Here is a 24,880-nt window from a genome sequence, read left to right on the forward strand (position 1 = left end):
CGGCAACAAGGACACGACTTGCGAAAATTCGGACCAGGCAGGCGGTTTCTCAATGGAAATGCCTGCTGCTCATCCATCCTGGCTGGCCTAAGTCCCTAAGGAATCAATATGGCAGACACAAAGATTTCATTCACCGGCCGTGGAGCATGGCGATTGCTGGGCACTTCTTCGCTGGTGCTGGCGCTTGCCGCCTGCTCGGGCCTGCCCACGGCACCCACGCAGCCGGTGCGCTATGACCTGGGCGTGGCCGACCTGGCCGCGCCGGCCGCGAATGCAGCTGCCGCTTCGGTGGCGCCGGTGCCGCTGGTGCTGGCCGAAGTCCAGGCTCCGGGTCTGCCCGAGGGCCTGACGGCCATGTTCTACCGCCTGAACTACAGCGACAGCCAGCAGCTGCGTGCCTACCAGAACGCGCGCTGGAGCCTGCCTCCGTCCCAGATGGTGGAGCAGCGCCTGCGCATGCGTCTGGGGCTGGAGCGCCCCGTGCTCTCGGGCAAGGACAATGTCCGCCCCCTGCTGGCCGACAAGCGCTCGATTGCGCAGCTGCGCGTGACGGTGGACGAGTTCAACCAGGTCTTTGACAGTGCCAGCAGCAGCCGTGCGCTGCTGCGTCTGAGCGCCAGCCTGATCGGTGCCGGCGAGAGTGCAGGCAACCAGTTGCTGGGCCAGAAGGTGTTCACGGTCGAAGTGCCATCCAGCTCAGCCGATGCGGCAGGAGGTGCCCAGGCCATGGCGCGCGCCGTGGACGAGGCGGCGGCCCAGCTCAGCCGCTGGCTGCAGGGCTACGGGCGCTAGGTTCTGTCCGGCCCCAAGTAGCGCCGTTCGGAAAGCCCTGCCATGCAGGGCTTTGTTGATTCCGGGCAAGTTCTGGGTCTGGCGGCAGCCGCTTTGCTGATATGGGTCAATGGACGGACCTGGTCTTGTTCTTAAGCTGCCAGTTCCTCAATCTCGCACAAGGAACTGCCATGGCCAGCCTCGAATGGAATGCCGCTCTCATCCTGGATTTTCCCGTCATGGACGCGGTGCATGAGGAGTTCGTCGCCCTGCTGGCCCAGGTGGAGGCAGCCGCCGACGAGCAGCTGTGTGCGCTCTGGGACGAGCTGATTGCCCACACCCAGCAGCACTTCGATCAGGAGGACCGCTGGATGCAGACCACGGGATTTGCCACGGGCAACTGCCACAGCCAGCAGCACAAGGTGGTGCTGGCCGTCCTGCGCGAGGGGGCGGTCAAGGGAGAGCAAGGTGATCTGGCCACCATCCGCCATATGGCGGCCGAGCTGGGTCCTTGGTTCAGCCACCATGCGCAGAACATGGATGCCGCCCTGGCCCTGCACATGCGGCGCGCGGGCTTTGACCCGGTGACCGGCGCGGTGCTGGTGCCCGAGGCTTTGCCTGCAGAGCCGATCACCGGCTGTGGTGGTGCCTGTGGTGAAGCTGAAAAAAGGGAAGTGGTAACTGCCTGAAACTGGCACGCGCTAAGGCGAGAGACAGCGAGCAAGCGCTGCCGCGCAGCGGAGCTGCCGTCCCCCTTGGGGGAAGCGGCGTAGCCGCTCAGGGGGTCAAGGGTATATGGCCGGAGAGGCCAGGATGGGGAAGATCTTGATCAGCCCTCCCGCCATCACCTCGATGGCCAGCGCGGCCAGAATCAGGCCCATGAGCCGGGTCATCACATTGATGCCGGTCTTGCCCAGCACGCGGGCAATCGGGTGGGCCAGCGAAAAGCACACCATGATGGCGGCCGCCACCACCACGCCATAGCCGACCAGCGCCACATGCTGCCAGATGGTGCGCGCCTGATCGGCATAGATCACCACGGTGGACATGGCGGCAGGCCCGGTCAGCAGCGGAATGGTCAGAGGCACGACGGCGATGCTGTTGCCCTCGGCGGCTTTTTCGACGCCGGCTGCCAGCGTGGCATTGTTGGGCCGGTCTTCGGCAGGGCGGGCGTTGAGCATGTTCATTGCACTGATCAGCAGCAGCAGACCGCCGCCGACCTGAAAGCTCTGCAGCGAGATGTTGAAGAACTGCAGAATCTGCAACCCCAGCAGCGCACAGACTGCGATCACGCAGAAGGCAGCAAAGGCGGCGGTGCGAATGGTCTGCCAGCGCTGCTCTGCATCGAAGCCGGCCGTGTAGTGGATGAAGAACGGAACAATGGCCAGCGGGTTGATGATGGCGACCAGGGTGATCAGCGGCTTGATATCCATTACAGCTCGCCTCCGGGCATGGGGGGCTTGTTGCGACTGTCTGCCTTTTGTGGGGCCGGGATAGCTGGCATGAACACTCCTGTGAAAAAATGAGCGAATCGTCGACGCGGCACCAGCCATTACAGCATTGCTGGCGATCGCGTCGCGGATTTCCCTTTTGAACCATGTTAAGGAGCTTCGCAATGGGCAGCTTTGTTGAACTGACAGCCGTGGATGGCGTAAAAACCCCCGCTTATGTGGCCATGCCCGAGGGCCAGGCACGCGGTGCCATCGTGGTGCTGCAGGAGATCTTCGGCGTGAACTCGCATATCCGCTCCGTGGCAGACCGCTATGCTGCCCAGGGCTATGTGGCCGTGGCCCCCGCCATGTTTGACCGCGTCAAGCCCGATGTGGAGCTGGGCTACACCGAAGATGATATGAAGGCCGGCTTTGCTCTCAAGACTGCGGTGGAAGCCCTGCCCGAGCCTGGCGCGCTGCGCGATGTGGAGGCGGCCGTGGCCCATGCAGCGAAGCTGGTGCCCGGCGGCAAGATCGGTGTGGTGGGCTTTTGCTGGGGCGGCCTGCTGACCTGGCGCTCGGCCTGCAACCTGGCCAGTGTTTCTGCTGCAGTCTGCTATTACGGCGGCGGCATGACGGGCGAGGTGGAAGCCAGCCGTCAGGCGCTGTGCCCGGTGCTGGCCCACTTCGGCAGCAAGGATCACTACATCTCGCTGGAGTCCGTCGAAGCCTTCAAGAAGGCACAGCCCCAGGCACAAGTGCATGTCTACGACGCCGACCACGGCTTCAACTGCGACCAGCGCGGCTCCTACAACGAAGCCGCTGCTGCGTTGGCAGGTGAGCGCACTCTGGCCTTCTTCGCCCAGCATCTGGGTTGATATAAAAACAATAGCTGCTTGTGCTTGATATATAAGCGCAAGCAGCTGTTTTTATCTAAAGCCCGTTGCCGCTGGGCGGTCCCCCATCAGAGACATCAAGCAAGCGCCGCCGCGCAGCGAGGATGTCGTCCCCCTTGGGGGAAGGCGCGGAAGCGCCTCAGGGGGTCATTCTTTTTCTTCGCTTTCCAGGTAGCGGCGGCGCCAGAAATAGGCCACCAGCACCACGGTGATGATCACCATGGCCGCCAGGGCCCAGATGAAGCCGTCCTTTTTGTGCACGAAGGGGATGAACTCGAAGTTCATGCCGAAGATGCCGGCAATCAGGTTCAGCGGCAGAAAGATGGCCGTCACGGTGGTCAGCGTGCGCATGATGTCGTTGGCTCGGTTGCTCTGTGCCGAAAAGTGCATCTGCACGGCGGTCTCGGCGCTTTGCTCCATGCGGTGAATATGGTGGGTCACGCGCTCTATATGTTCGAGCACGTCGCGTGAGCGCACGCGCAGCAACTCACGCTCATGCTGGCGCGCGGGGGTGTGCTCGGGCGGCCAGCCCTCCAGTGCCTCGGTCCAGTCCTGCACGGCGGCGCGCTGGTCTTCGCAGATTTCATCCAGCTGGTGCAGCGCCAGGCGCACATCGAGCACGCTGGCCCAGTTGCTGAAGCGCTTGTTGGGCTTGAGCAGCGCCATCTGCCAGTGGTCGATCTGGCGCGTCAGCGTGCGGCGCAGGTCCAGATAGCCGTCCACCATGCCGTTGACCATGCGCAGCATCAGGTCCGCAGGCTCCACGGGCATCTTGCTGCTGACCTGGCGACCGTCAGTCTTGGCGGGGCCGGAGATCAGGCGCTGCCAGAAGTTTTCCAGCACAAAGCAGCCGTCGGGATGCACGGACAGCAGGATCTGGTCATACAGCGCAAAGCCCACGGGCTGCGTTTCCACGCGTTGCAGCACCGGCGCTTCGCGCTGGCCGCTGTGGGCCAGGCTGTGGGATGGCGGCGGGGCGCTGGATGCCGCACTGCCGGTGCCGGCCACCAGGGCAGGCGGTGCGGCCACGGCGGGCGAGGCGTGGCTGCCGTTGAGCGGCGGCAGATGGGCGTTGGCCAGACGGCGGAACACCAGCACGTCGTATACCGAGGTGTAGTCGTAGTTGGAAGGGATGGCCGGATTCAGCAGGTCGGAGACATGCAGGTCCACGAGAGCGGAGCCGCCCAGCCTGGTCAGCATGGTCTGAATGGCCGGCAGCTGAGTCTCCAGCTCCGAGCGTGCGCAGGAGACCCAGTAAAACCCCGTCGTCGCAGCCTGCGTTGGCAGTCCGTCAACAGGCTGGGCATAGAGGGGAGAGATATGCAGCACGCGCATGGGAATAGGCAGTCTCGATGTCAGTGCAAAAGCAGATGCAAAAACGGCCCGTGCAAGCTGCCTGGGCCGTCAGATCATGCCTGAAATGCTCTCAGGCGCAAGCATGACCTGCGCTGACAGCTATCAATTTTGTTACAGGCCGCGCAGCTTCTTGGCGGCGTCGATGGCAAAGTAGGTCAGGATACCGTCGGCGCCGGCGCGCTTGAAGGCCAGCAGTGCTTCCATCATCACGGCGTCATGATCGAGCCAGCCGTTGGCGGCCGCGGCCTTGAGCATGGCGTATTCGCCGGACACCTGATAAGCGAATGTCGGCACCTTGAACTCGTCCTTGACGCGGCGCACCACGTCCAGATACGGCATGCCGGGCTTGACCATGACCATGTCCGCGCCTTCGGCGATGTCCTGCGCCACTTCGCGCAGGGCTTCGTCGGTGTTGGCCGGGTCCATCTGGTAGACATTCTTGTCGGCCTTGCCCAGGGCGCCGCGCGTGCCCACGGCATCGCGGAAGGGACCGTAGAAGGCGCTGGCGTACTTGGCGCTGTAGGCCATGATGCGGGTGTGAATGTGGCCTTGCAGCTCAAGCGCCTCGCGGATGGCGCCGATGCGACCGTCCATCATGTCGCTGGGAGCCACCATGTCCACGCCGGCTTCGGCATGGGCCAGGGCCTGGCCGACCAGCACTTCCACGGTGTCATCGTTGATGATGTAGCCGCTCTCGTCCAGGATGCCGTCCTGGCCGTGGCTGGTATAGGGGTCCAGGGCCACATCGGTCATCACGCCCAGCTGGGGAAATTCCTTCTTCAGTGCGCGCACCACGCGCGGAATCAGACCGTCGGGGTTCAGGGCTTCCTTGCCGTCGGGCGTCTTGAGGCTGGATTCAATGGCGGGGAACAGTGCCAGATAGGGAATCTCAAGCTTCACGCACTCCTCGGCCACGGGCAGCAGCAGATCGAGGCTCAGGCGGTCCACGCCGGGCATGGAGGGAACGGCCTCGCGCTTGTTCTGGCCTTCGTGCACGAACACGGGGTAGATGAAGTCGTGCGGCGTCAGCACGCTCTCGCGCACCAGATTGCGGGTGAAAGCATCGCGGCGCAGACGGCGCGGGCGATTCTGGGGAAAAGGAGTGGGGCTGGACAGATGCATGGGGAAAATTGTGCCCCATCCGCCGTGGCTTGGCTTGCAGCTGAGTGACTATTCCATGACGGCTGTCTCATTGCGGGGTAAAGACGCGGTGCGCAGCGGCTGTGGCGCGGCGCAGGCCTTTACACTGGCCCCATGCTATGGGTTAAAGCCTTTCACATCATTTTTGTCGCCAGCTGGTTTGCTGGTCTGTTCTATCTGCCGCGTATCTTTGTCAATATCGCCATGGTCACTCCGGGCTCGGTGGCAGAGCGCGAGCGCCTGCTGCTGATGGCGCGCAAGCTGCTGCGCTTCACCACCATGCTGGCCGTGCCTGCGCTGGGCCTGGGCCTGTGGCTGTGGCTGGGCTGGGGCTTTGCGGGCGGCTGGCTGCATGCCAAGCTGGCCGTGGTGCTGCTGGTCATCGGGTATCACCACAGCTGTGCCGTGCTGCTGCGCAAGCTGGCGGACAACACCTGTCACAAAAGCCATCGCTGGTTCCGTTTCTATAACGAAGTGCCGGTGCTGCTGCTGATCGCTGCCGTGGTTCTGGTGGTGGTCAAGCCCTTCTGAGTCTTGTGCCGAGAGTAGGAGGCGACTGTGTCCGATTCCGCGGTGCCGGTGATTTCCATGCGCCATACCTCGGCCTGGCCGCTGGCGCTGGTCTATGGCCTGCTCATTGTGTTTGCCAGCCTGTTCCCGTTCGACGGCTGGCGCGCACAGGGGATTGATCCCAGCGTGTTTCTGTTTGCCAGGATTCCGCCGCCGTACTGGACCTGGTTCGACGTCAACACCAATATCGTCGGCTATGCGCCGCTGGGCTTTTTCCTGGCACTGGCCCTGATGCGCTCGGGCCAGCCCAGGCTGGCCGTGCCGCTGGCTTTCCTTGCTGGCACGCTGCTGTCCCTGTGCATGGAGTTTCTGCAGATTTATCTGCCGCGCCGCGTGCCGTCCAATCTGGATCTGGTGCTCAATGCCGGCGGTACCCTGATCGGTGCCCTGCTGGCTGCGCTGCTGGAGAGGCTGGGGGCACTGTCGCGCTGGAGCGCTTTTCGCAACCAGTGGCTGGGTGAGGGCGGTGCGGGCGTGCTGGTGCTGCTGGCACTGTGGCCGTTTGCGCTGCTGTTTCCGGCGGCCGTGCCCTTCGGCCTGGGACAGGTGCTGGAACGCATTGACGACACCTTGCAGGACTGGTTGCTGAACACGCCGTTCGAAGACTGGCTGCCGCTGGGCGATTTCGCCCTGACGCCGCTGTCGCTGGTGACGGAGATGCTCTGTGTAATGCTGGGGCTGTGGATACCCTGTCTGCTGGCCTACTGTGCCGTGCGACACATGGGCCGCCGCGCGCTGGCGGGGCTGCTGCTGATTGCGGCAGGTGTGGGCGTGACGGCGCTGTCGGCCGCGCTGAGCTGGGGGCCGGCCCATGCCTGGGAGTGGGTGGATCTGCCGGTGCGTCTGGGCGTCTGGGGAGGGCTGGGTCTGGCCGTGATTGCGCTGCCGGCCTCGCGCCGGGTGTGCACCGTGCTGTTGCTTCTGGTGCTGGTGCTGCATCTGAGCATCCTCAACCAGGCTCCCACCAATGTCTACTTCGCCCAGACCCTGCAGGCCTGGGAGCAGGGGCGCTTCATCCGCTTCTACGGACTGGGTCAGTGGCTCGGCTGGCTCTGGCCTTACGTCACACTGGCGTATGTAGTGATTCGCCTCTCGCGTCGCCAGCAGCCTGCCTAGAATGAGCCACTATGAGCGACACCCAGAATCAAGACCAAGCTGGTGGCTACTACCAGCGCCATATCTTCTTTTGCCTGAACGAGCGCCCCAATGGCGAGGACTGCTGCGCTCTGCACGGTGCCAAGGCGGGCTTTGACCACTGCAAGCGCAAAGTCAAGGAAGAGGGGCTGGCTGGCAAGGGTCAGGTGCGAGTGAACAAGGCCGGTTGCCTGGATCGCTGCGCGGGCGGCCCCGTGGCAGTGGTCTACCCAGAGGCCGTCTGGTACACCTTTATCGACGACAGCGATATCGATGAAATCGTCGAATCCCATCTGAAGAACGGCCAGGTGGTCGAGCGCCTGGTGCTGCCTGACAGCGTAGGCCGATAACCGGGGCTTTCCCCGGGGGCCTTGCCTGGGTGGCGCCGCAGGGATGACACCTTCGGTGCGCGGTGCAGCATGCTCGTTCAGGAACTTTAAGCATTTTTAAGCGTCAGCCTAATAACAGCAAGCGCTGATAGCTATAACTAGGATAGCGTAGTGAATTCTCAGACTGAACGACTGATGCTGACCGGCGCTGCCGGTGTGATCGAAACCCTGCGCGATGCGCCGCAACTGGCCGAAGGGCAGAGCCCCAGGGGGGTGGTCATCATCGCCCATCCGCATCCGCTGTTTGGCGGCACCATGGACAACAAGGTGGTCCAGACGCTGGCGCGTGCCTTTGTGCAGTGCGGCTATACGGCCGTACGCTTCAATTTTCGCGGCGTGGGTGCCAGTGCCGGCGAATATGACGCCGGCAAGGCCGAGCTGCAGGATTTGCTGGCCGTGGTGCAGCAGGTGGCTCCCGAAGGCCCGATCGCCCTGGCCGGCTTTTCCTTTGGCGCCTTTGTCACCAGCCATGCGCTGGCCCAGCTCTGGGATGAGGGGCGGGTGCAGAAGGCCGTGCTGGTCGGTACAGCCGCCAGCCGCTTCGAGGTGGCTCCCGTGCCTGCCGGCGCCCATGACCAGACGCTGGTGGTTCACGGCGAGGCGGACGACACGGTGGCACTGTCCGCCGTGATGGACTGGGCCCGCCCGCAGATACTGCCTGTTACCGTGATTCCGCAGGTCGGTCATTTCTTTCACGGACAATTGCCTCTGCTCAAGAACCTGGTGGTGCGCCACCTGAAGTCCCAATAAGAGCCAGTCCCCACACCCTGACGCACGTGAATTGCTGCCCCGTCTCGGTAACCCCTCTTTTCATAGCGCCAAGCCGAGGTATATCCTTGGTTTTGGCCGTTTTCGACGGTAAATCACCGCGCTTACCTTTGCTTTAGCGAGAACCCTCTTCATGAAGCCCATCTATTCCACACTGCGTGTTCTGGCCGTTGCGGCCGCAGTGGCGCCCGTGTTTGCCATGGCACAGGTGGCGGCCCCTGTCCCTCCCGAAATCGCTGCCCGCAACTATCTGCTGGTGGACGTCACTGCCGGCCAGGTGCTGGGAGCCAAGGATATCGACGCTCCCGTCGAGCAGGCATCGCTGACCAAGCTGATGTCGGCCTATGTCGTGTTCGACGCCCTGCGTGCCAAGAAAATCACGCTGGAGCAACGCATGCCCGTGAGCGAGCGCGCCTGGAAGATGCCCGGCTCGCGCATGTTCATCGACCCCAAGATGCAGGTTCCGGTCAATGACCTGCTCAGCGGCATGATCATCCAGTCCGGCAACGATGCCACCATGGCACTGGCCGAGGCCGTGGGCGGCACGGCCGAGAACTTCGTCAAGATGATGAATGACCAGGCCAAGGCCCTGGGCATGAAGAACACCAGCTACAAAAACCCCGAAGGTCTGACCGAGCCCGGCCACCTGACGACGGCGCGTGATCTGTCCATACTGGCCCAGCGCCTGATGCATGACTTCCCCGAGTACATGCACTACTACTCCACCAAGCAATACAGCTATCCCGGCACGCCCGCGTCCAACGGCAGCAACCGCAATGCCTTGCTGTTCCGTGATCCCACCGTGGACGGCCTGAAGACCGGCCATACCAATGCCGCCGGCTACTGCCTGGTGGCCACGGCCAAGCGCGATCTGCCCAATGTGGGCCAGCGCCGTCTGCTGTCCATCGTGCTGGGGACGGCCAGCGAAAAAGCGCGTGCCAACGAAAGCCAGAAGCTGCTGAACTGGGGTTACACCGCTTTCGATGCCGTCAAGCTGTTCGATGCCGATCAGCCCGTCGCCACTCCTGCTGTCTGGAAGGGTGCTGCCAATGCCGTCAAGATCGGCAAGGCCGACGGCGCTGTGGTGGTGACGGTGCCCTCGGGTACCGGTGGCAAGCTGACCACCGAAGTGGTGCGCCAGGATCCGCTGATCGCTCCTATCGCCAAGGGCCAGTCCATGGGTGTGCTCAAGGTCAAGTCGGGCGCGGATGTGGTGGCCGAGGTGCCGCTGGTGGCGCTTGAGGCCGTCGAGCAGGCCGGCTTCTTCGGGCGTCTGTGGGACACCATCCGCCTCTGGATCAAGTAAGTTCCCGGGCCGGCAGGAGGCTGCTCCTGCCGGTGACAGCCCTTGATCGGTCATGCAAAGCATCTTGCTGCCTGGGGGCTATTGCCCGCTGGTGCTTGTGCTGATTTGCGCAAGCTGGTACATTCGAGGGCTTTTCGGAATTTCCGAAGGGATTCACGTTTCCGCATCAGCATCTGTTCTTGCGGATAAACCTTTTGCTTTCACGAAGCAAATTCACGTTTAGGGACGTTTAATTAATGCCAACCATTAACCAACTCGTGCGTCAGGGCCGCACGGTAGAAGTTGTTAAATCCAAGAGCCCTGCTATGGAAAACTGCCCCCAACGCCGTGGCGTGTGCACCCGTGTGTACACCACCACTCCCAAGAAGCCTAACTCGGCTCTGCGTAAGGTGGCCAAGGTTCGTCTGACCAACGGTTTCGAAGTGATTTCGTACATCGGCGGTGAAGGCCACAACCTGCAAGAGCACAGCGTTGTGCTGGTGCGTGGCGGCCGTGTGAAGGACTTGCCCGGTGTGCGTTACCACATCGTGCGCGGTTCCCTGGACCTGCAAGGCGTCAAGGACCGTAAGCAAGCTCGCTCCAAGTACGGTGCCAAGAAGCCTAAGGCTAAGTAATCAGCCCTGGTTTTTTGAAAACAAACGGTGTTTGATTCGCCTGACTGGCGCGGTCAAACGTAGTGGCCCTGAGCACGAATGTTTTGTGCGGGTCGAGTAAGTGAGAGTTTTGAATAGCTCTCGCGGTATCTGAAAAGATGCCAACTGAAGCAAAGATAGAGGTAAAAAATGCCACGTCGTCGCGAAGTCCCCAAACGTGAAATCCTGCCGGATCCCAAGTTCGGCAATGTAGAGCTGTCCAAATTCATGAACGTGATCATGGAAGGCGGCAAGAAGGCGGTTGCTGAGCGCATCATTTATGGCGCTCTGGACCTGATCGAGAAGAAGCATCCTGGCAAGGACCCTCTGGAAGCTTTCGTTGTTGCCATCAACAACGTCAAGCCCATGGTCGAAGTGAAGTCCCGCCGTGTTGGCGGTGCCAACTACCAGGTGCCCGTGGAAGTGCGCCCCGTCCGTCGTCTGGCTCTGGCCATGCGCTGGATCAAGGAAGCCTCCCGCAAGCGTGGCGAGAAGTCCATGGCTCAACGCCTGGCCAACGAGCTGCTGGAAGCTACGGAAGGCCGTGGCGGCGCTATGAAGCGTCGTGACGAAGTGCACCGTATGGCCGAAGCCAACAAGGCCTTCAGCCACTTCCGCTTCTAATCGGAATCTCGCTCGAGATACAGGGCCGCATGCAAAAACTTGCTGCGGCCTTGTGTCGATTCTGAGCGCCCCCATATAGAGCTGCTGCCTCCTGCGCACAATGCGGGGCCGGCAGTACTCCCATACGATCAAGCAAGGATCCATCATGGCTCGCAAGACCCCCATTGAGCGCTATCGCAACATCGGTATTTCCGCTCACATTGACGCAGGTAAGACAACTACTACAGAACGTATCCTGTTCTATACCGGTGTGACCCACAAGCTGGGCGAAGTGCACGACGGCGCTGCCACCACCGACTGGATGGAGCAAGAGCAAGAGCGTGGTATCACCATCACTTCCGCTGCAGTGACCTGCTTCTGGAAGGGTATGGACCTGTCCTATCCCGAGCACCGCTTCAACATCATCGACACCCCCGGCCACGTGGACTTCACGATTGAAGTGGAGCGTTCCATGCGCGTGCTGGACGGTGCTTGCATGGTCTATTGCGCTGTGGGTGGCGTGCAGCCCCAGTCCGAAACCGTGTGGCGTCAGGCTAACAAGTACAAGGTGCCTCGTCTGGCCTTTGTGAACAAGATGGACCGTACCGGTGCCAACTTCTTCAAGGTCTACGACCAGATGAAGCTGCGCCTGAAGGCCAATCCTGTGCCCGTGGTGATCCCAATCGGTGCCGAAGACAACTTCAAGGGCGTGGTCGATCTGGTCAAGATGAAGGCCATCATCTGGGACGAAGCTTCCCAGGGCATGAAGTTCGAATACCAGGACATCCCCGCCGAGCTGGTGGAGACCGCCAACAAGTGGCGTGAAAACCTGGTGGAAGCCGCTGCCGAAGCTTCGGAAGAGCTGATGAACAAGTACCTGGAAGAAGGTACTCTGACTGAAGAAGAAGTGAAGCTCGGCGTGCGTACTCGTACCCTGGCCACCGAAATTCAGCCCATGCTGTGCGGCACCGCGTTCAAGAACAAGGGTGTGCAGCGCATGCTGGACGCCGTGATCGACTACCTGCCCGCTCCCGTGGACATCCCTGACGTTACCGGTACCGACCCCGATGACGAAGAGAAGAAGCTGAGCCGCAAGGCCGACGACGCCGAGAAGTTCTCGGCTCTGGCCTTCAAGCTGATGACCGACCCCTTCGTGGGCCAGCTGACCTTTGTGCGCGTGTACTCCGGCGTTCTGAGCAAGGGTGAGACCGTTCTGAATGCCGTCAAGGGCAAGAAGGAACGTATCGGCCGTATCGTGCAGATGATGGCCAACGACCGCGTGGAAGTCGAAGAAATCCGTGCCGGCGACATCGCTGCCTGCGTGGGTCTGAAGGACGTGACCACCGGCGAAACCCTGTGCGACATCGCTGCACCTATCGTGCTGGAACGCATGGTGTTCCCTGAGCCCGTGATTGCACAGGCTGTGGAACCCAAGTCCAAGACCGACCAGGAAAAGATGGGTATCGCTCTGTCGCGTCTGGCTGCAGAAGATCCTTCCTTCCGCGTGCGTACCGACGAAGAATCCGGTCAGACCATCATCGCCGGTATGGGCGAGCTGCACCTGGAAATCATCGTTGACCGCATGAAGCGCGAATTCAACGTGGAAGCCAACGTGGGCAAGCCCCAGGTTGCCTACCGCGAAACCATTCGCAGCACGGTCAAGGACGTGGATGGCAAGTTCGTTCGTCAGTCCGGCGGTAAGGGCCAGTACGGTCACGTGGTTCTGACTCTGGAACCCCAGGAAGCCGGCAAGGGCTTCGAGTTCGTCGACGAAATCAAGGGCGGTGTGGTTCCTCGCGAATACATCCCTGCGGTGGAAAAGGGCGTGATCGAAGCGCTGACTTCCGGTGTTCTGGCTGGCTACCCCGTGGTGGACGTCAAGGTGCGCCTGACTTTCGGTTCGTACCACGATGTGGACTCGAACGAAATGGCGTTCAAGATGGCTGCTATCTTCGGTTTCAAGGAAGCTGCCCGCAAGGCCAACCCCGTCATCCTGGAACCCATGATGGCTGTGGAAGTGGAAACACCCGAAGACTACGCCGGTACCGTGATGGGTGACCTGTCTTCCCGCCGCGGCATGGTGCAGGGCATGGACGACATGGTTGGTGGCGGCAAGGCCATCAAGGCTGAAGTGCCCCTGTCCGAAATGTTCGGCTACGCCACTTCGCTGCGTTCCATGACTCAAGGTCGCGCCAGCTACACCATGGAATTCAAGCACTACGCTGAAGCTCCTCGTAACGTGGCCGAAGCCATCGTTGCTGCCCGCGCCAAGTAATTGACGCAGGTTTGACGAATCCGTCATAATCTAAGGCTTCCAATCGCGGCAGTTCCTTGCGGGCTGCCGCGATTTTTGCCGGTCTGCGATCCCATGCCGTCCTGTTTCCTGTGCGGGGCGAATCAGCAATGAGGTGCAGACCTTAAACATCACACAGGTTTTTGCTCTTTCGGAGAAATCATGGCAAAAGAAAAGTTCGAACGTACCAAGCCCCACGTGAACGTGGGCACCATCGGTCACGTTGACCACGGCAAGACCACCCTGACTGCTGCTATCGCTACCGTGCTGTCCAAGCACTTCGGCGGTGAAGCCAAGGACTACTCGCAGATCGACAACGCTCCCGAAGAAAAGGCTCGTGGCATCACGATCAACACTTCGCACGTTGAATACGAAACTGCCAACCGCCACTACGCTCACGTGGACTGCCCTGGCCACGCTGACTATGTGAAGAACATGATCACTGGTGCCGCTCAGATGGACGGCGCTATCCTGGTTTGCTCCGCTGCTGACGGCCCCATGCCCCAGACTCGCGAGCACATCCTGCTGTCGCGTCAGGTGGGCGTTCCCTACATCATCGTGTTCCTGAACAAGGCCGACATGGTGGACGACGAAGAACTGCTGGAACTGGTCGAAATGGAAGTGCGCGAGCTGCTGTCCAAGTACGACTTCCCCGGCGACGACACCCCCATCATCCGCGGCTCTGCCAAGCTGGCTCTGGAAGGCGACCAATCCGACAAGGGTGAACCCGCTATCCTGCGTCTGGCCGAAGCTCTGGACACCTACATCCCCACTCCCGAGCGTGCTGTTGACGGCGCCTTCGTGATGCCCGTGGAAGACGTGTTCTCCATCTCCGGTCGCGGTACCGTGGTGACTGGCCGTATCGAGCGCGGTATTGTCAAGGTCGGCGAAGAAATCGAAATCGTCGGTATCAAGGACACCGTCAAGACCACGGTCACCGGCGTGGAAATGTTCCGCAAGCTGCTGGACCAAGGTCAAGCTGGCGACAACGTGGGTCTGCTGCTGCGCGGCACCAAACGTGAAGACGTGGAACGCGGCCAAGTGCTGTGCAAGCCCGGCTCCATCAAGCCCCACACCAACTTCACTGCTGAAGTTTATGTGCTGTCGAAGGACGAAGGCGGTCGCCACACTCCCTTCTTCAACAACTACCGTCCCCAGTTCTACTTCCGTACAACTGACGTGACCGGCTCCATCGAACTGCCCGAAGGCAAGGAAATGGTGATGCCTGGCGACAACGTGTCGATCACCGTGAAGCTGATCGCTCCCATCGCCATGGAAGAAGGTCTGCGTTTCGCTATCCGCGAAGGTGGTCGTACTGTGGGTGCCGGTGTGGTTGCCACGATCATTGCCTAATTCTTAGAAAAGCTAGGAATTAACAATGTCTAAGCAAAAAATCCGCATCCGTCTGAAGGCTTTCGATTACAAGCTGATCGACCAGTCTGCAGCCGAAATCGTTGATACCGCCAAGCGCACCGGTGCCATCGTCAAGGGTCCCGTGCCCCTGCCGACACGCATGAAGCGCTTCGACATCCTGCGTTCGCCTCACGTCAACAAGACCAGCCGCGACCAGTTCGAAATCCGTACGCACCAGCGTCTGATGGACATCGTGGATCCGACTGACAAGACTGTTGACGCTCTGATGAAGCTGGACCTGCCCGCAGGTGTGGACGTCGAGATCAAACTGCAATAAGAGTTTTGGAAGCCTCGCAAGAGGCTTTTGAGGGTCTTTGTTTAACGCGAACTTGCTTGAAAAAGCAGTTCGCGTTAAAATTTGGAGCTTCGCCTTTGATGCGAAGTTTTATTAACCTTCTTTTGTGTGCTAGGCATGATTGCCGAGGCGCAACGCTGGGCCAATTGCAGTTTCAGCGGCAAAAGTTTTGGAGCAAACAAATGAGTCTGAGCAACTCCCTGGGGTTGCTGGGTCGCAAGGTGGGCATGATGCGTCTGTTCACTGATGATGGGGACGCAGTGCCTGTCACAGTGGTGGATGTTTCTAACAACCGCGTGACTCAGGTCAAAACCCAAGAGAACGATGGCTATGTGGCCCTGCAGGTCACTTTCGGTGCACGCAAGGCTTCTCGCGTGACCAAGCCTCAAGCCGGCCACCTCGCCAAGGCGGGTGTCGAAGCCGGTGAAGTGACCCGTGAATTCCGCGTGACCGATGAAACCGCTGGCAAGTATGCCGCTGGTGCTGTTCTGCCTGTGGCAGAGCTGTTCAGCGTCGGCCAGAAGGTGGACGTGCAAGGCACTTCCATCGGTAAGGGCTACGCCGGCACGATCAAGCGCCACAACTTCAGTTCGCAGCGCGCTTCGCACGGTAACAGCCGTTCGCACAATGTCCCCGGTTCTATCGGTATGGCACAAGACCCCGGTCGCGTGTTCCCCGGTAAGCGTATGACTGGCCACATGGGCGACGAAACCGTCACTACTCAAAACCTCGACGTGGTTCGTATCGACGAAGCACGCCAACTGCTGTTGATCAAGGGTGCCATTCCTGGCGCCAAGGGTGGCTTCGTTTCCGTGCGCCCCGCGATCAAGGCTAAAGCTTCCAAAGGAGCGAACTAATGCAGCTCGAACTCCTGAATGAACAAGGCCAGGCCGCTTCCAAGGTGGAAGCTCCCGAGACTGTGTTCGGTCGTGAATTCAACGAAGACCTGGTCCACCAGCTGGTGACTGCCTACCGTGCCAACGCACGTCAAGGCACTCGCGCCCAGAAGGACCGTGAACAAGTGCGTCACACCACCGCCAAGCCTTTCAAGCAAAAGGGTACAGGCCGTGCACGTGCTGGTATGTCCTCCTCGCCTCTTTGGCGTGGCGGCGGTCGCATCTTCCCCAATCTGCCCGAAGAAAACTTCTCGCAGAAGATCAACAAGAAGATGTACCGCGCCGGTATGACTGCCATCCTGTCTCAGCTGGCCCGCGAAGGCCGTCTGGCAGTTGTGGAGTCCCTGACGCTGGATACCCCCAAGACCAAGGTGCTGGCAGACAAATTCAAGGCTATGAACCTGTCTTCGTCGGTGATGGTGATCGCTGAAGAAATCGACGAGAACCTGTACCTGGCATCCCGCAATCTGAAGAACGTGTTCGTGGTTGAGCCGCGCTATGCAGACCCCGTGTCGCTGGTGCACTACAAGAAAGTGCTCGTCACCAAGGGTGCGATCGACAAACTCAAGGAGATGTTCGCATGAGCACTACCAAGTTTGACGAAGGTCGTCTGATGCAAGTGCTGGTCGCTCCCATCGTGTCCGAAAAGGCCACTCTGGTTGCTGAAAAGTCCAATGCTGTGACATTCAAGGTGCTGCAGAACGCTACCAAGCCCGAAATCAAGGCCGCTGTGGAATTGATGTTCAAGGTTGAAGTGGCAGGCGTGTCTGTGGTGAACACCAAGGGCAAGACCAAGCGCTTTGGCAAGACCGTTGGCCGTCGCGACAATGTGCGCAAGGCTTACGTGATGCTCAAGCCCGGTCAAGAGCTGAACCTGTCTGGGGAGGCTGCGTAATCATGGCTGTTATCAAGCTCAAACCTACGACCCCCGGCCAACGCGGCGCGGTGAAGGTTACTCGCGACCACCTGCACAAGGGTGAGGGCTTTGCCCCCCTGCTGGAAGCTCAATTCCAGAAGGCCGGTCGTAATAACAACGGTCACATCACAACTCGCCACAAGGGCGGTGGTCACAAGCACCACTACCGTGTGGTGGACTTCAAGCGCAACAAGGACGGTATCCCCGCCAAGGTTGAACGCATTGAATACGACCCCAACCGTACTGCCCACATCGCTCTGGTGTGCTATGCAGACGGCGAACGTCGCTACGTCATTGCTCCTCGCAACCTGGAAGTCGGCGCTACCATCATCAGCGGCTCCGAAGCTCCTATCCGCGTGGGCAACACCCTGCCTATCCGCAACATCCCCGTGGGCTCGACTATCCACTGCATCGAACTGAAGATCGGTGCCGGTGCTCAGATCGCTCGCTCGGCTGGTACCTCCGCCACTCTGCTGGCTCGCGAAGGCATCTACGCTCAAGTGCGTATGCGTTCGGGCGAAGTCCGCAAGGTGCACATCGAGTGCCGTGCCACCATCGGTGAAGTTGCCAACGAAGAACACAGCCTGCGCCGTCTGGGCAAGGCCGGTGTGAAGCGTTGGATGGGTATTCGTCCTACCGTCCGCGGTACGGTCATGAACCCTGTCGACCACCCGCACGGTGGTGGTGAAGGTAAGACCGGTGAAGGCCGTCACCCAGTTGACCCATGGGGCAATCTGACGAAGGGCTACCGCACCCGTAACAACAAGCGCACACAGACAATGATCGTGTCGCGCCGTAAGAAGTAAGGGGTAGCAAATGACTCGTTCTCTTAAAAAGGGTCCGTTTGTTGACCATCACTTGCTGGCCAAGGTCGAAAAGGCCATCGCCACCAAGGACAAGAAGCCAGTGAAGACCTGGTCGCGTCGCTCCATGGTCCTGCCCGAGTTCATCGGTCTGACCATCGCCGTGCACAACGGCAAGCAACACGTGCCGGTTTATGTGACTGACCAGATGGTTGGCCACAAGCTGGGTGAATTCGCGCTGACTCGTACCTTCAAGGGTCACCCTGCGGACAAGAAAGCCAAGAAGTAAGGAATAGAACATGTCTGAAACACGTGCTGTTCTCCGTGGCGTCCGCCTGTCTGTTGACAAGGGTCGCCTGGTCGCGGATCTGATCCGCGGCAAGAAGGTGGATCAAGCTCTGAACATTCTCCAGTTCACGCAGAAAAAAGCTGCCGTGATCGTGAAGAAGGTTCTGGAATCCGCTATCGCCAACGCTGAGCACAACGACGGCGCCGATATCGACGAGCTGAAGGTCAAGACCATCTACGTCGAGCAAGGCACTACGCTCAAGCGTTTCACTGCTCGCGCCAAGGGCCGCGGCAACCGCATCAGCAAGCCTACCTGCCACATCTATGTGACAGTGGGTAACTGAGGCCTTAAGGAAGAATATGGGACAGAAAATCCATCCTACCGGCTTCCGTCTGGCGGTGAGCCGCAACTGGGCAAGCCGCTGGTACGCTAGCAACCGTGACTTCGCCGGCATGCTGGCCGAAGACATCAAGGTGCGCGAGTACCTGAAGGCCAAGCTGAAGAACGCCGCTGTGGCTCGCGTTCTGATCGAGCGTCCTGCCAAGAACGCCCGCATCACCATTTTCTCGGCTCGTCCGGGCGTGGTGATCGGCAAGAAGGGTGAAGACATCGAGGCCCTGAAGAAGGAACTCGCTGCTCGCCTGGGCGTGCCCGTGGCTGTGAACATCGAAGAAGTGCGCAAGCCCGAAATCGATGCCAAGCTGATCGCTGACTCCATCTGCCAACAGCTGGAAAAGCGCATCATGTTCCGCCGCGCCATGAAGCGTGCCATGCAGAATGCCATGCGTCTGGGTGCTCAAGGCATCAAGATCATGTCTTCCGGTCGTCTGAACGGTATCGAAATTGCTCGTACCGAGTGGTACCGCGAAGGCCGCGTGCCTCTGCACACTCTGCGTGCCGACATCGACTACGGCTTCTCCGAAGCCAAGACGACTTACGGCATCATCGGCGTGAAGGTCTGGGTCTACAAGGGTGACACCCTGGGCCGTAACGATCTGCCCGCCGTGGAAACGCCCCGTCCTGAAGACGAGCGTCGTCCCCGTGGTCCCCGTCGTGACGGTCGCCGTGATGGCCGTGATGGCGCTGGCCGTGGTGGCCGTCGTCCCGCAGGCACCAATGCCGCTCCTGCCGATGGCAGCGACAAGCCTGCTGGCGCTGGTGCTGATTCCGTTAAGCGCGTTCGTAAGGCCGACGCGCCCGCTACAGCAGCGGACGGTAAAGGAGAATAAACATGCTGCAACCTGCACGCCGCAAGTTCCGTAAGGAACAAAAAGGCCGCAACACCGGCATCGCTACCCGTGGCAACTCCGTTGCCTTCGGCGATTTCGGTTTGAAGTCTACTGACCGTGGTCGTCTGACCGCACGCCAGATCGAAGCTGCACGTCGTGCAATTTCCCGTCACGTCAAGCGTGGTGGTCGTATCTGGATCCGCGTGTTCCCGGACAAGCCCATCTCTACCAAGCCCGCCGAAGTGCGTATGGGTAACGGTAAGGGCAACCCCGAGTACTACGTGGCCGAAATCCAGCCCGGCAAGGTGATCTACGAAATCGTGGGTGTGCCTGAAGAGCTGGCCCGTGAAGCGTTCCGCCTGGCTGCTGCAAAGCTGCCTCTGCGCACGACCTTCGTGTCCCGTCACATTGGTGCTTAAGGAGATCAACATGACGAAATCTGCTGAACTCCGCCAAAAAGACGTGGCTGGTCTGGAAGCTGAAGTGAAGTCCCTGCAAAAGGCTCACTTCGGTCTGCGCATGCAAAAGGCCACGCAACAACTGGGCAACACTGCGACCATCAAGGCTACACGCCGTGACATCGCTCGTGCCAAGACCATCCTTGCTGAAAAGCAAGCCGCCAAGTAAGGAGCCGACATGACGGAAGCTAAAACATCCCTCAAGCGCACCTTGATTGGCAAGGTGGTCAGCGACAAGCGTGCCAAGACTGTGACCGTTCTCGTGGAACGCCGCGTCAAGCACCCCATCTACGACAAGATCATGATCAAGTCGAGCAAGTACCACGCTCACGACGAGCAAGGTGAGTACAAGCTGGGTGACGTGGTTGAAATCACCGAGAGCCGTCCTCTCTCCAAGACCAAGAATTGGGTTGCTACCCGCTTGGTTCAAAAGGCTGCCCTGGTGTAAGCCTAACCAGGCCCACCGGCTGCAAAGCCCTTGAAAACGACCCACAATGTTGTGGGTCGTTTTTTTATTTGGGCCGCCAAGAACGCGGTCCTTGCTTTGCAACAAAGGAGATAGTCATGATTAAAGTTGGTGATGCCCTGCCCGCAGTGACCTTGATGGAATATGTGGAAGTGGAAGGCAATGGCTGCAGCCTCGGCCCCAACCCCGTGAAGCTGCCCGAAGCACTGGCCGGCAAGACCGTTGCCGTGTTTGCCGTGCCCGGCGCCTTCACGCCCACCTGCTCCGAAAAGCACCTGCCAGGCTATGTGGCCAAGGCTGAAGAGCTCAAGGCTGCCGGCGTGGACGAAATCTGGTGCCTGTCCGTGAACGATGCTTTCGTGATGGGCGCCTGGGGCCGCGACCAGAAGGTGGCTGGCAAGGTGCGCATGATTGCCGACGGCGATGCGGCATTTGCCAAGGCCACCGGCCTGACGCTGGACCTGAACGGCAAGGGCCTGGGTCTGCGCGCCAATCGCTTCTCCATGCTGGTCAAGGACGGCAAGGTTGCGACCCTGAACGTGGAAGCTCCCGGCAAGTTTGAAGTCAGCGACGCCGCCACCATGCTGGCCCAGGCCAAGGCTTGATGGGTGAAGCTCTGAGCCGCTGCGCGCGGGAATGATGTTCTCGCCGCAAGGCGGCTTGGCGCGGCGCCATAAAAAAAGGCATTGCCAGCTTGGCAATGCCTTTTTCGCGTCCGGGCTCAGAACAGATCGGCCTTGAGGTAGTGTGCGCCTGGAAGCGGGTTGTGATAGTAGGGCTCGATGGACGCAAAGCCCAGGTCCACATACAGCGCGCGGGCGGATTCCATGTCGTCCAGTGTGTCGAGCAGCACATGGTCGTAGCCGCTCTGGCGTGCCACGTCCAGCATGGCCTCGGCCAGTTGACGGCCCAGGCCGAAGCCGCGAAAGGGCTTGCGCACATACAGGCGCTTCATTTCGGCCGCATTGGGATAGTCGCAGTCATCGAGCGGGCGCAGCGCGCAACAGCCGGCGAGAGCACCGTCCACATGGGCCAGCAGTATCTGGCCGCGGGGCGGGGCATAGTCGCCGGGCAGATCGGCGATTTCGGATTCGAATCCTTGAAATTCCAGGTCGATGTTCAGGCTGTCCGCATACTCCTGGAAGATCTGGCGCACAGCACCCATTTCCTCCAGTCCGGGCGTCAGCAAGTCCACGGCGGGCTTGTCCACGGCAACTAGGCGATGATGAAAGAAGGGTCAGTGTAGCGGCAAGTGCTCTTCATGGTTAAAGCGCAGGCTGCGTCGTCAGAACTCAGAAAGCAGCGCCCTGGCCCAGTTGATGGACCCACCAGGACAGTGCGCTTGCCACCACGGCCAGCAGCGCAGCCAGCATGCGGGTGGCGGCGGTGTCGCGGCTCGCCGTGACCGGTTCTGCCAGGCATTTGTCGCCCGTCACCATGGCGGGCAGCAGCTTGTTGCCTTTGAGGCTGTAGCCGATGAGGGCGAGCAGATGCAGTGCGACCAGTGCATAAATCAGGTACTGGCCCCAGTGAGCATGGTAGTCGGTGGCCTTGGAGATCAGCTCGCCCGAGACAAAGCGCGTCAGGGGACCGCTGAAGGCAATTTCGTCATCGCTCATCAGCCCGCTTGCGATCTGCGCCATCAGCACGGCGAGCATCGCGATGACCGACAGCGAGCCCAGCGGGTTGTGGCCTGCGCGGTCCTGCGTGGTCGAGGCGCCGCTGAGATAACGTCTCATGGCGGCCGCGGAAGGAATGAAGCTGCCAAAGCGCGACCAGTACCCGCCGACCAGGCCCCAGAGAAGGCGAAAGACCAGCAGAGCCAGCACCACCTGTCCCAGTATCAGATGCCAGTTCATGGCATTGCCGCCCATCTTGGCGGTGACGACCAGGGCAACGATGCAGGTCGCCAGCAGCCAGTGAAACAGGCGGGTGGGCAGATCCCAGATCCGGATTCTGTGGATTTCCGTGGCGGCTTGTGTGGCGGACTCTGTCATGGCTTTTTCATGGCTGATGGACCCGGACATTGTGCCCTGGCAAGGCGGCAAGCCCAAATCGCGGCCTTTGGGTGACTCTGCCATACTGGTTCTGCAGCCGCCTGTGGTGAGCTGCAGAACCAAGAAAGGATACCCCGATGAAAGCTTTTTCCACTCTGGCATTCGCTGCTGTGGTTGCCACCGTGGCCCTGCCTGCCTCGGCCCAGTTTGCCAAGGCTGAAGATGCCATCAAATACCGCCAGAGCGCGCTGAGTGTGCTGGGCACGCATTTCAGCCGTCTGGGCGCCATGGCCAACGGCAAGATGCCCTTCGATGCCAAGAGCGCGCAGGAAAGCGCCGAGGTCGTGGCCTTCATGTCCAAGCTGCCCTGGGCCGGTTTCGGCGCCGGCACCGAAGGCGGCAAGGCCAAGCCCGAGGTGTGGAAGGAGCAGGCCAAATTCCATGACCTGTCGGGCAAGATGGAAGCAGAAGTCGTCAAGCTCAACGCTGCCGCCAAGACCGGCAATCTGGACAATCTCAAGACGGCTTTCGGCCCGGCCGCCAATAGCTGCAAGAGCTGCCACGACAGCTTCCGCAATAAGTAAGTCAAGACTGTTCTGCATCAAGCAGACGCAAAAAAAACCGGCAGTGCCGGTTTTTTATGAGCGCCTTGCGCATGCTGATAGGTGATTTCAGCTTTATTTCATCTTGAAATCGAACAACAGCGTGCGCTACCAGCTATGTTTTTGAATGAGTTCAGGCGTTCGCAGGCTCGGCCAGCAGCTTCTCGATCAGCTTGTGCAGCTGCTCAAAGTCGGGGGCGCCGATATAGCGCTTCACGATCTCGCCGCGCTTGTTGACGATGAAGGTGGTGGGGGTGAGTTGCACATCGCCCCAGGCCTTGGCCACATTGCCGGTGTTGTCCAGCGCGACCTGGAAGGGCAGCTTGCGCGATTCGACAAAGTTCACGACATAGCTGGGCGGGTCGTAGCTCATGGCCACAGCCAGGGTGTCAAAGCCCTTGCCCTGGTACTTCTGGTAGGTGCTGATGATCTCGGGCATCTCTGCCACGCAGGTGGTGCAGCTGGTGGCCCAGAAGTTCACCAGCGTCACCCTGCCCTTGAGGTCGGCGGTGGTTTTCTGGCTGCCGTCCAGCAGCACAAAGGTGGATTGCGGCGCCGCGGTCTGCCCTGCGCCCGAATACACCCAGGCCCCGACGCCGATGACGGCGGCCGCCACAATGCCTGCGATCCAATGTTTGCTTGCCATAGAGATTGATTGTGCACAAATCTTCAGCATCTTGCTGATCTGTGGTTTGGTGTGCCAAACACGCAGAAAGTTCAGTTCCTACTGCTTGACCCACGGGTCAACCCTAGGCTTGCGTAGCAGGCCGGGCCCATGCCGCTGCCGATAATGGGTCATGAAGAAAACCGGACTCTGGGCTGCGACGCTACTGTTCAGCTGCGCACTGCTGGCCGCCTGCAGCCCGGCGCTGAATTGGCGCACCATCCAGCTCAAGGATGCGCCGCTGCAAGCGCTGCTGCCCTGCGATGCGCAGACGGCCAGCCGCCCTGTCGAGCTGGGCCTGGGCCAGGTGCCGCTGTCGGTGGTGGGCTGCGAGGCCCAGGGGGCGACCTATGCGGTATCGCATTTCGCCGTGGCCGAGCCCGCCCGCGCGGCCGAGGCGCTGACGTTCTGGCAGCAGGCAGTGCTGGCGCAGCTGAAGTCGGCAGACGGCGTCGCGAAAAGACTCAATGTCAAGGGAGACGGCCCGTGGGTGCCCAAGGGGGCGCTGAACCTGCCGCAGTCCTTGCGCATCACATTCGAAGGCCTGGGCCCCAGGGGGCAGAAGGTGGTGGGACATGGACTGTGGTTCGCTCGCCTGGAAGGCAGCGGCGCCAGGCTCTACCACGCGGTGATTTACGCTGACAAGGCCATGCCTGCAGAGGCCGAGCTGTTTTTCTCGGGCCTGCAGCTGCAATAAGCCCGGATCCAGATCATGACCCTTGCGCTTCATCCACCTCATTGCCCTTGTTGACGGCGGCGACAAGCCATAATTTGCTATCAAGAACTGTGACTACATGACCACGCGCATTCTTTTGCTCACTCACGCTCCTCTGGCCGCTGCATTGCGCGAATGCGCGCTGCACGTGTTTGCCGATAGCGCTGACGACTTGCTGGCTCTGGACGTGCCTTCCGACGAGGCGCCCGAAGCCACGCTGGAGCGTGCCCTGGCCATGCTGGTGGCGCATGGCGGGCTGGATGCGCCAACACTGGTGCTGACCGACCTGTTCGGCGCCACGCCCTGCAATGTGGCCCAGCGTCTCAGCGGGCTGTTGCAGGCCAGGCTGGTGGCGGGGGTGAACCTGCCCATGCTTTTGCGCTCCATCGGCTATCGACACGAGCCGCTGGACGCCCTGGTCTCGCGGGCCATGGTGGGCGGTAGCCAGGGGGTGATGCAGGTGGCCGGCAGTTCCCGACAAAATCAAAGCGCACGACCTTCCAATGATCAAGACCAATATCACCATCAGCAATAAATTGGGCCTGCATGCCCGCGCATCGGCCAAGCTCACCAAGCTCGCCGGCAGCTTCCCCTGCGAGGTCTGGCTGACCAAGGGCGAGCGCCGCGTCAATGCCAAGAGCATCATGGGCGTGATGATGCTGGCCGCGGGCATAGGCTCCGAGCTGGAGATGGAAACCGATGGCGCGCAGGAGCAGGAAGCCATGGATGCGCTGGTGGCCCTGATCAACGACAAGTTTGGTGAAGGCCAGTAACAGGGGCGCGGCCTGCGTCGTCGCTTGACTGCGTGCAGGCGGCGGCTGGGGCGCTAGCTCCTTTGATAGCAGGGAG

The 24,880-nt window shown here is 60.7% G+C and carries 34 protein-coding genes; 28 read left to right on the plus strand and 6 right to left on the minus strand.

Going from position 1 to position 24,880, the window contains the following annotated elements; all coding sequences use genetic code 11:
* The first annotated feature begins 108 nt into the window (after positions 1 to 108).
* The gene (locus tag O987_RS01455; protein WP_003059459.1) at positions 109 to 792 is read left to right on the plus strand and encodes an ABC-type transport auxiliary lipoprotein family protein; all 684 of its coding nucleotides are present in this window, start codon (positions 109 to 111) and stop codon (positions 790 to 792) included.
* A 170-nt stretch (positions 793 to 962) separates the two neighbouring features.
* On the plus strand, positions 963 to 1,460 hold the full coding sequence (locus O987_RS01460; RefSeq protein WP_003059457.1) for a hemerythrin domain-containing protein: 498 nt from the start codon (positions 963 to 965) through the stop codon (positions 1,458 to 1,460).
* Between the two features lie 96 nt (positions 1,461 to 1,556).
* On the opposite strand, the gene O987_RS01465 is transcribed toward O987_RS01460, so the two are convergent.
* Entirely contained in the window at positions 1,557 to 2,204 is a 648-nt protein-coding gene (locus O987_RS01465; RefSeq protein ID WP_003059455.1) for a MarC family protein, read from the minus strand.
* 182 nt (positions 2,205 to 2,386) lie between these two features.
* Between O987_RS01465 and O987_RS01470 the strand changes: the two genes are divergently transcribed.
* Positions 2,387 to 3,079 (plus strand): dienelactone hydrolase family protein, encoded by a 693-nt coding sequence (locus tag O987_RS01470; RefSeq protein ID WP_043370601.1) that lies wholly within the window; start codon positions 2,387 to 2,389, stop codon positions 3,077 to 3,079.
* A gap of 165 nt (positions 3,080 to 3,244) precedes the next feature.
* Here the strand turns inward: O987_RS01470 and O987_RS01475 are convergent, their stop codons facing one another.
* Both O987_RS01475 and hemB read right to left on the minus strand, forming a co-directional pair.
* Entirely contained in the window at positions 3,245 to 4,432 is a 1,188-nt protein-coding gene (locus tag O987_RS01475; protein ID WP_043370603.1) for a magnesium transporter CorA family protein, read from the minus strand.
* 132 nt (positions 4,433 to 4,564) lie between these two features.
* Positions 4,565 to 5,575: a porphobilinogen synthase gene (hemB, locus tag O987_RS01480; protein ID WP_003059450.1), complete on the minus strand. Its 1,011-nt coding sequence runs from the start codon at positions 5,573 to 5,575 to the stop codon at positions 4,565 to 4,567.
* A gap of 132 nt (positions 5,576 to 5,707) precedes the next feature.
* On the opposite strand from hemB, the gene O987_RS01485 reads away from it, so the two are divergent.
* The 21 genes from O987_RS01485 (at position 5,708) to O987_RS01585 (ending at position 20,658) form a co-directional block, all read left to right on the plus strand.
* The gene (locus O987_RS01485; RefSeq protein WP_003059448.1) at positions 5,708 to 6,124 is read left to right on the plus strand and encodes a CopD family protein; all 417 of its coding nucleotides are present in this window, start codon (positions 5,708 to 5,710) and stop codon (positions 6,122 to 6,124) included.
* Positions 6,125 to 6,181: 57 nt separating this feature from the next.
* The gene (locus tag O987_RS01490; RefSeq protein ID WP_034400093.1) at positions 6,182 to 7,279 is read left to right on the plus strand and encodes a VanZ family protein; all 1,098 of its coding nucleotides are present in this window, start codon (positions 6,182 to 6,184) and stop codon (positions 7,277 to 7,279) included.
* A gap of 11 nt (positions 7,280 to 7,290) precedes the next feature.
* Positions 7,291 to 7,647 (plus strand): (2Fe-2S) ferredoxin domain-containing protein, encoded by a 357-nt coding sequence (locus O987_RS01495; protein ID WP_043370605.1) that lies wholly within the window; start codon positions 7,291 to 7,293, stop codon positions 7,645 to 7,647.
* A gap of 150 nt (positions 7,648 to 7,797) precedes the next feature.
* Positions 7,798 to 8,436, plus strand: coding sequence for an alpha/beta hydrolase (locus tag O987_RS01500; RefSeq protein ID WP_043370607.1), 639 nt, complete (start codon positions 7,798 to 7,800; stop codon positions 8,434 to 8,436).
* 151 nt (positions 8,437 to 8,587) lie between these two features.
* Complete coding sequence (locus O987_RS01505) at positions 8,588 to 9,760, plus strand: D-alanyl-D-alanine carboxypeptidase family protein (protein ID WP_003059442.1); 1,173 nt, start codon at positions 8,588 to 8,590, stop codon at positions 9,758 to 9,760.
* A gap of 236 nt (positions 9,761 to 9,996) precedes the next feature.
* Positions 9,997 to 10,374 carry a 30S ribosomal protein S12 gene (rpsL, locus tag O987_RS01510; protein ID WP_003059441.1) on the plus strand — a complete coding sequence of 126 codons (378 nt, stop codon included), beginning with the start codon at positions 9,997 to 9,999 and terminating at the stop codon, positions 10,372 to 10,374.
* 168 nt (positions 10,375 to 10,542) lie between these two features.
* Positions 10,543 to 11,016 (plus strand): 30S ribosomal protein S7, encoded by a 474-nt coding sequence (gene rpsG, locus O987_RS01515; RefSeq protein ID WP_003059438.1) that lies wholly within the window; start codon positions 10,543 to 10,545, stop codon positions 11,014 to 11,016.
* Between the two features lie 145 nt (positions 11,017 to 11,161).
* Positions 11,162 to 13,270, plus strand: coding sequence for an elongation factor G (fusA, locus tag O987_RS01520; RefSeq protein ID WP_003059436.1), 2,109 nt, complete (start codon positions 11,162 to 11,164; stop codon positions 13,268 to 13,270).
* 180 nt (positions 13,271 to 13,450) lie between these two features.
* Complete coding sequence (tuf, locus tag O987_RS01525) at positions 13,451 to 14,641, plus strand: elongation factor Tu (protein ID WP_003059342.1); 1,191 nt, start codon at positions 13,451 to 13,453, stop codon at positions 14,639 to 14,641.
* 25 nt (positions 14,642 to 14,666) lie between these two features.
* On the plus strand, positions 14,667 to 14,978 hold the full coding sequence (gene rpsJ, locus O987_RS01530) for a 30S ribosomal protein S10 (protein WP_003059431.1): 312 nt from the start codon (positions 14,667 to 14,669) through the stop codon (positions 14,976 to 14,978).
* Between the two features lie 200 nt (positions 14,979 to 15,178).
* Complete coding sequence (gene rplC / locus O987_RS01535; RefSeq protein WP_003059417.1) at positions 15,179 to 15,853, plus strand: 50S ribosomal protein L3; 675 nt, start codon at positions 15,179 to 15,181, stop codon at positions 15,851 to 15,853.
* A complete protein-coding gene (rplD, locus tag O987_RS01540; protein ID WP_003059416.1) occupies positions 15,853 to 16,476 on the plus strand; it encodes a 50S ribosomal protein L4 in 624 nt (207 codons plus the stop codon). Before rplC ends, rplD begins: the two co-directional genes overlap by 1 nt.
* The gene (gene rplW, locus O987_RS01545) at positions 16,473 to 16,787 is read left to right on the plus strand and encodes a 50S ribosomal protein L23 (protein ID WP_003059415.1); all 315 of its coding nucleotides are present in this window, start codon (positions 16,473 to 16,475) and stop codon (positions 16,785 to 16,787) included. The genes rplD and rplW overlap by 4 nt, the downstream gene beginning before the upstream one ends.
* Before the next feature lie 2 nt (positions 16,788 to 16,789).
* Complete coding sequence (gene rplB, locus O987_RS01550; protein ID WP_003059414.1) at positions 16,790 to 17,614, plus strand: 50S ribosomal protein L2; 825 nt, start codon at positions 16,790 to 16,792, stop codon at positions 17,612 to 17,614.
* 10 nt (positions 17,615 to 17,624) lie between these two features.
* Positions 17,625 to 17,900: a 30S ribosomal protein S19 gene (rpsS, locus tag O987_RS01555; protein ID WP_003059413.1), complete on the plus strand. Its 276-nt coding sequence runs from the start codon at positions 17,625 to 17,627 to the stop codon at positions 17,898 to 17,900.
* Positions 17,901 to 17,910: 10 nt separating this feature from the next.
* Complete coding sequence (rplV, locus tag O987_RS01560; RefSeq protein WP_003059408.1) at positions 17,911 to 18,243, plus strand: 50S ribosomal protein L22; 333 nt, start codon at positions 17,911 to 17,913, stop codon at positions 18,241 to 18,243.
* Positions 18,244 to 18,259: 16 nt separating this feature from the next.
* Positions 18,260 to 19,129 (plus strand): 30S ribosomal protein S3, encoded by an 870-nt coding sequence (gene rpsC / locus O987_RS01565; protein WP_003059406.1) that lies wholly within the window; start codon positions 18,260 to 18,262, stop codon positions 19,127 to 19,129.
* Between the two features lie 2 nt (positions 19,130 to 19,131).
* On the plus strand, positions 19,132 to 19,548 hold the full coding sequence (gene rplP / locus O987_RS01570) for a 50S ribosomal protein L16 (protein WP_003059405.1): 417 nt from the start codon (positions 19,132 to 19,134) through the stop codon (positions 19,546 to 19,548).
* Between the two features lie 10 nt (positions 19,549 to 19,558).
* The gene (gene rpmC / locus O987_RS01575) at positions 19,559 to 19,756 is read left to right on the plus strand and encodes a 50S ribosomal protein L29 (protein ID WP_003059403.1); all 198 of its coding nucleotides are present in this window, start codon (positions 19,559 to 19,561) and stop codon (positions 19,754 to 19,756) included.
* Between the two features lie 9 nt (positions 19,757 to 19,765).
* Complete coding sequence (gene rpsQ, locus O987_RS01580) at positions 19,766 to 20,035, plus strand: 30S ribosomal protein S17 (RefSeq protein WP_003059401.1); 270 nt, start codon at positions 19,766 to 19,768, stop codon at positions 20,033 to 20,035.
* Positions 20,036 to 20,151: 116 nt separating this feature from the next.
* The gene (locus O987_RS01585) at positions 20,152 to 20,658 is read left to right on the plus strand and encodes a peroxiredoxin (RefSeq protein WP_003059399.1); all 507 of its coding nucleotides are present in this window, start codon (positions 20,152 to 20,154) and stop codon (positions 20,656 to 20,658) included.
* Between the two features lie 116 nt (positions 20,659 to 20,774).
* Here O987_RS01585 and O987_RS01590 read toward each other — a convergent pair whose 3' ends face one another.
* On the minus strand, positions 20,775 to 21,263 hold the full coding sequence (locus O987_RS01590) for a GNAT family N-acetyltransferase (RefSeq protein WP_019042017.1): 489 nt from the start codon (positions 21,261 to 21,263) through the stop codon (positions 20,775 to 20,777).
* 82 nt (positions 21,264 to 21,345) lie between these two features.
* The gene (locus tag O987_RS01595; protein ID WP_050785884.1) at positions 21,346 to 22,050 is read right to left on the minus strand and encodes a cytochrome b/b6 domain-containing protein; all 705 of its coding nucleotides are present in this window, start codon (positions 22,048 to 22,050) and stop codon (positions 21,346 to 21,348) included.
* A gap of 137 nt (positions 22,051 to 22,187) precedes the next feature.
* On the opposite strand from O987_RS01595, the gene O987_RS01600 reads away from it, so the two are divergent.
* Positions 22,188 to 22,634 (plus strand): c-type cytochrome, encoded by a 447-nt coding sequence (locus tag O987_RS01600; RefSeq protein WP_003081732.1) that lies wholly within the window; start codon positions 22,188 to 22,190, stop codon positions 22,632 to 22,634.
* Between the two features lie 151 nt (positions 22,635 to 22,785).
* Here the strand turns inward: O987_RS01600 and O987_RS01605 are convergent, their stop codons facing one another.
* Positions 22,786 to 23,298, minus strand: a complete 513-nt coding sequence (locus O987_RS01605; RefSeq protein ID WP_043003826.1) for a TlpA disulfide reductase family protein — start codon at positions 23,296 to 23,298, stop codon at positions 22,786 to 22,788.
* Positions 23,299 to 23,449: 151 nt separating this feature from the next.
* Between O987_RS01605 and O987_RS01610 the strand changes: the two genes are divergently transcribed.
* From O987_RS01610 to O987_RS01620, 3 genes are all read left to right on the plus strand, one after another.
* Positions 23,450 to 24,013, plus strand: coding sequence for a hypothetical protein (locus O987_RS01610; RefSeq protein WP_043370612.1), 564 nt, complete (start codon positions 23,450 to 23,452; stop codon positions 24,011 to 24,013).
* Positions 24,014 to 24,110: 97 nt separating this feature from the next.
* Complete coding sequence (locus O987_RS01615; protein WP_043003828.1) at positions 24,111 to 24,566, plus strand: PTS sugar transporter subunit IIA; 456 nt, start codon at positions 24,111 to 24,113, stop codon at positions 24,564 to 24,566.
* Positions 24,535 to 24,804 (plus strand): HPr family phosphocarrier protein, encoded by a 270-nt coding sequence (locus tag O987_RS01620; protein WP_003059390.1) that lies wholly within the window; start codon positions 24,535 to 24,537, stop codon positions 24,802 to 24,804. The genes O987_RS01615 and O987_RS01620 overlap by 32 nt, the downstream gene beginning before the upstream one ends.
* The last annotated feature ends 76 nt before the right edge of the window (positions 24,805 to 24,880 follow it).

This window comes from Comamonas testosteroni TK102, assembly GCF_000739375.1.
GTDB lineage: Bacteria > Pseudomonadota > Gammaproteobacteria > Burkholderiales > Burkholderiaceae_C > Comamonas > Comamonas brasiliensis.

Bases quoted from the DNA above. Each gene is read 5' to 3' on its own strand.
- rpsL (WP_003059441.1), top strand. From the start codon at position 9,997: ATGCCAACCATTAACCAACTCGTGCGTCAGGGCCGCACGGTAGAAGTT.
- O987_RS01485 (WP_003059448.1), top strand. From the start codon at position 5,708: ATGCTATGGGTTAAAGCCTTTCACATCATTTTTGTCGCCAGCTGGTTT.
- rpsQ (WP_003059401.1), top strand. From the start codon at position 19,766: ATGACGGAAGCTAAAACATCCCTCAAGCGCACCTTGATTGGCAAGGTG.
- O987_RS01460 (WP_003059457.1), top strand. From the start codon at position 963: ATGGCCAGCCTCGAATGGAATGCCGCTCTCATCCTGGATTTTCCCGTC.
- O987_RS01490 (WP_034400093.1), top strand. From the start codon at position 6,182: ATGCGCCATACCTCGGCCTGGCCGCTGGCGCTGGTCTATGGCCTGCTC.
- hemB (WP_003059450.1), bottom strand. From the start codon at position 5,575: ATGCATCTGTCCAGCCCCACTCCTTTTCCCCAGAATCGCCCGCGCCGT.
- rplW (WP_003059415.1), top strand. From the start codon at position 16,473: ATGAGCACTACCAAGTTTGACGAAGGTCGTCTGATGCAAGTGCTGGTC.
- O987_RS01585 (WP_003059399.1), top strand. From the start codon at position 20,152: ATGATTAAAGTTGGTGATGCCCTGCCCGCAGTGACCTTGATGGAATAT.
- O987_RS01455 (WP_003059459.1), top strand. From the start codon at position 109: ATGGCAGACACAAAGATTTCATTCACCGGCCGTGGAGCATGGCGATTG.
- O987_RS01620 (WP_003059390.1), top strand. From the start codon at position 24,535: ATGATCAAGACCAATATCACCATCAGCAATAAATTGGGCCTGCATGCC.
- rpsC (WP_003059406.1), top strand. From the start codon at position 18,260: ATGGGACAGAAAATCCATCCTACCGGCTTCCGTCTGGCGGTGAGCCGC.
- O987_RS01605 (WP_043003826.1), bottom strand. From the start codon at position 23,298: ATGGCAAGCAAACATTGGATCGCAGGCATTGTGGCGGCCGCCGTCATC.
- rplV (WP_003059408.1), top strand. From the start codon at position 17,911: ATGTCTGAAACACGTGCTGTTCTCCGTGGCGTCCGCCTGTCTGTTGAC.
- rplD (WP_003059416.1), top strand. From the start codon at position 15,853: ATGCAGCTCGAACTCCTGAATGAACAAGGCCAGGCCGCTTCCAAGGTG.
- rpsJ (WP_003059431.1), top strand. From the start codon at position 14,667: ATGTCTAAGCAAAAAATCCGCATCCGTCTGAAGGCTTTCGATTACAAG.
- rpmC (WP_003059403.1), top strand. From the start codon at position 19,559: ATGACGAAATCTGCTGAACTCCGCCAAAAAGACGTGGCTGGTCTGGAA.
- O987_RS01495 (WP_043370605.1), top strand. From the start codon at position 7,291: ATGAGCGACACCCAGAATCAAGACCAAGCTGGTGGCTACTACCAGCGC.
- rpsG (WP_003059438.1), top strand. From the start codon at position 10,543: ATGCCACGTCGTCGCGAAGTCCCCAAACGTGAAATCCTGCCGGATCCC.
- O987_RS01505 (WP_003059442.1), top strand. From the start codon at position 8,588: ATGAAGCCCATCTATTCCACACTGCGTGTTCTGGCCGTTGCGGCCGCA.
- rplB (WP_003059414.1), top strand. From the start codon at position 16,790: ATGGCTGTTATCAAGCTCAAACCTACGACCCCCGGCCAACGCGGCGCG.
- O987_RS01615 (WP_043003828.1), top strand. From the start codon at position 24,111: ATGACCACGCGCATTCTTTTGCTCACTCACGCTCCTCTGGCCGCTGCA.
- O987_RS01595 (WP_050785884.1), bottom strand. From the start codon at position 22,050: ATGACAGAGTCCGCCACACAAGCCGCCACGGAAATCCACAGAATCCGG.
- O987_RS01470 (WP_043370601.1), top strand. From the start codon at position 2,387: ATGGGCAGCTTTGTTGAACTGACAGCCGTGGATGGCGTAAAAACCCCC.
- O987_RS01465 (WP_003059455.1), bottom strand. From the start codon at position 2,204: ATGGATATCAAGCCGCTGATCACCCTGGTCGCCATCATCAACCCGCTG.
- rpsS (WP_003059413.1), top strand. From the start codon at position 17,625: ATGACTCGTTCTCTTAAAAAGGGTCCGTTTGTTGACCATCACTTGCTG.
- tuf (WP_003059342.1), top strand. From the start codon at position 13,451: ATGGCAAAAGAAAAGTTCGAACGTACCAAGCCCCACGTGAACGTGGGC.
- rplC (WP_003059417.1), top strand. From the start codon at position 15,179: ATGAGTCTGAGCAACTCCCTGGGGTTGCTGGGTCGCAAGGTGGGCATG.
- fusA (WP_003059436.1), top strand. From the start codon at position 11,162: ATGGCTCGCAAGACCCCCATTGAGCGCTATCGCAACATCGGTATTTCC.
- O987_RS01610 (WP_043370612.1), top strand. From the start codon at position 23,450: ATGAAGAAAACCGGACTCTGGGCTGCGACGCTACTGTTCAGCTGCGCA.
- O987_RS01600 (WP_003081732.1), top strand. From the start codon at position 22,188: ATGAAAGCTTTTTCCACTCTGGCATTCGCTGCTGTGGTTGCCACCGTG.
- O987_RS01475 (WP_043370603.1), bottom strand. From the start codon at position 4,432: ATGCGCGTGCTGCATATCTCTCCCCTCTATGCCCAGCCTGTTGACGGA.
- rplP (WP_003059405.1), top strand. From the start codon at position 19,132: ATGCTGCAACCTGCACGCCGCAAGTTCCGTAAGGAACAAAAAGGCCGC.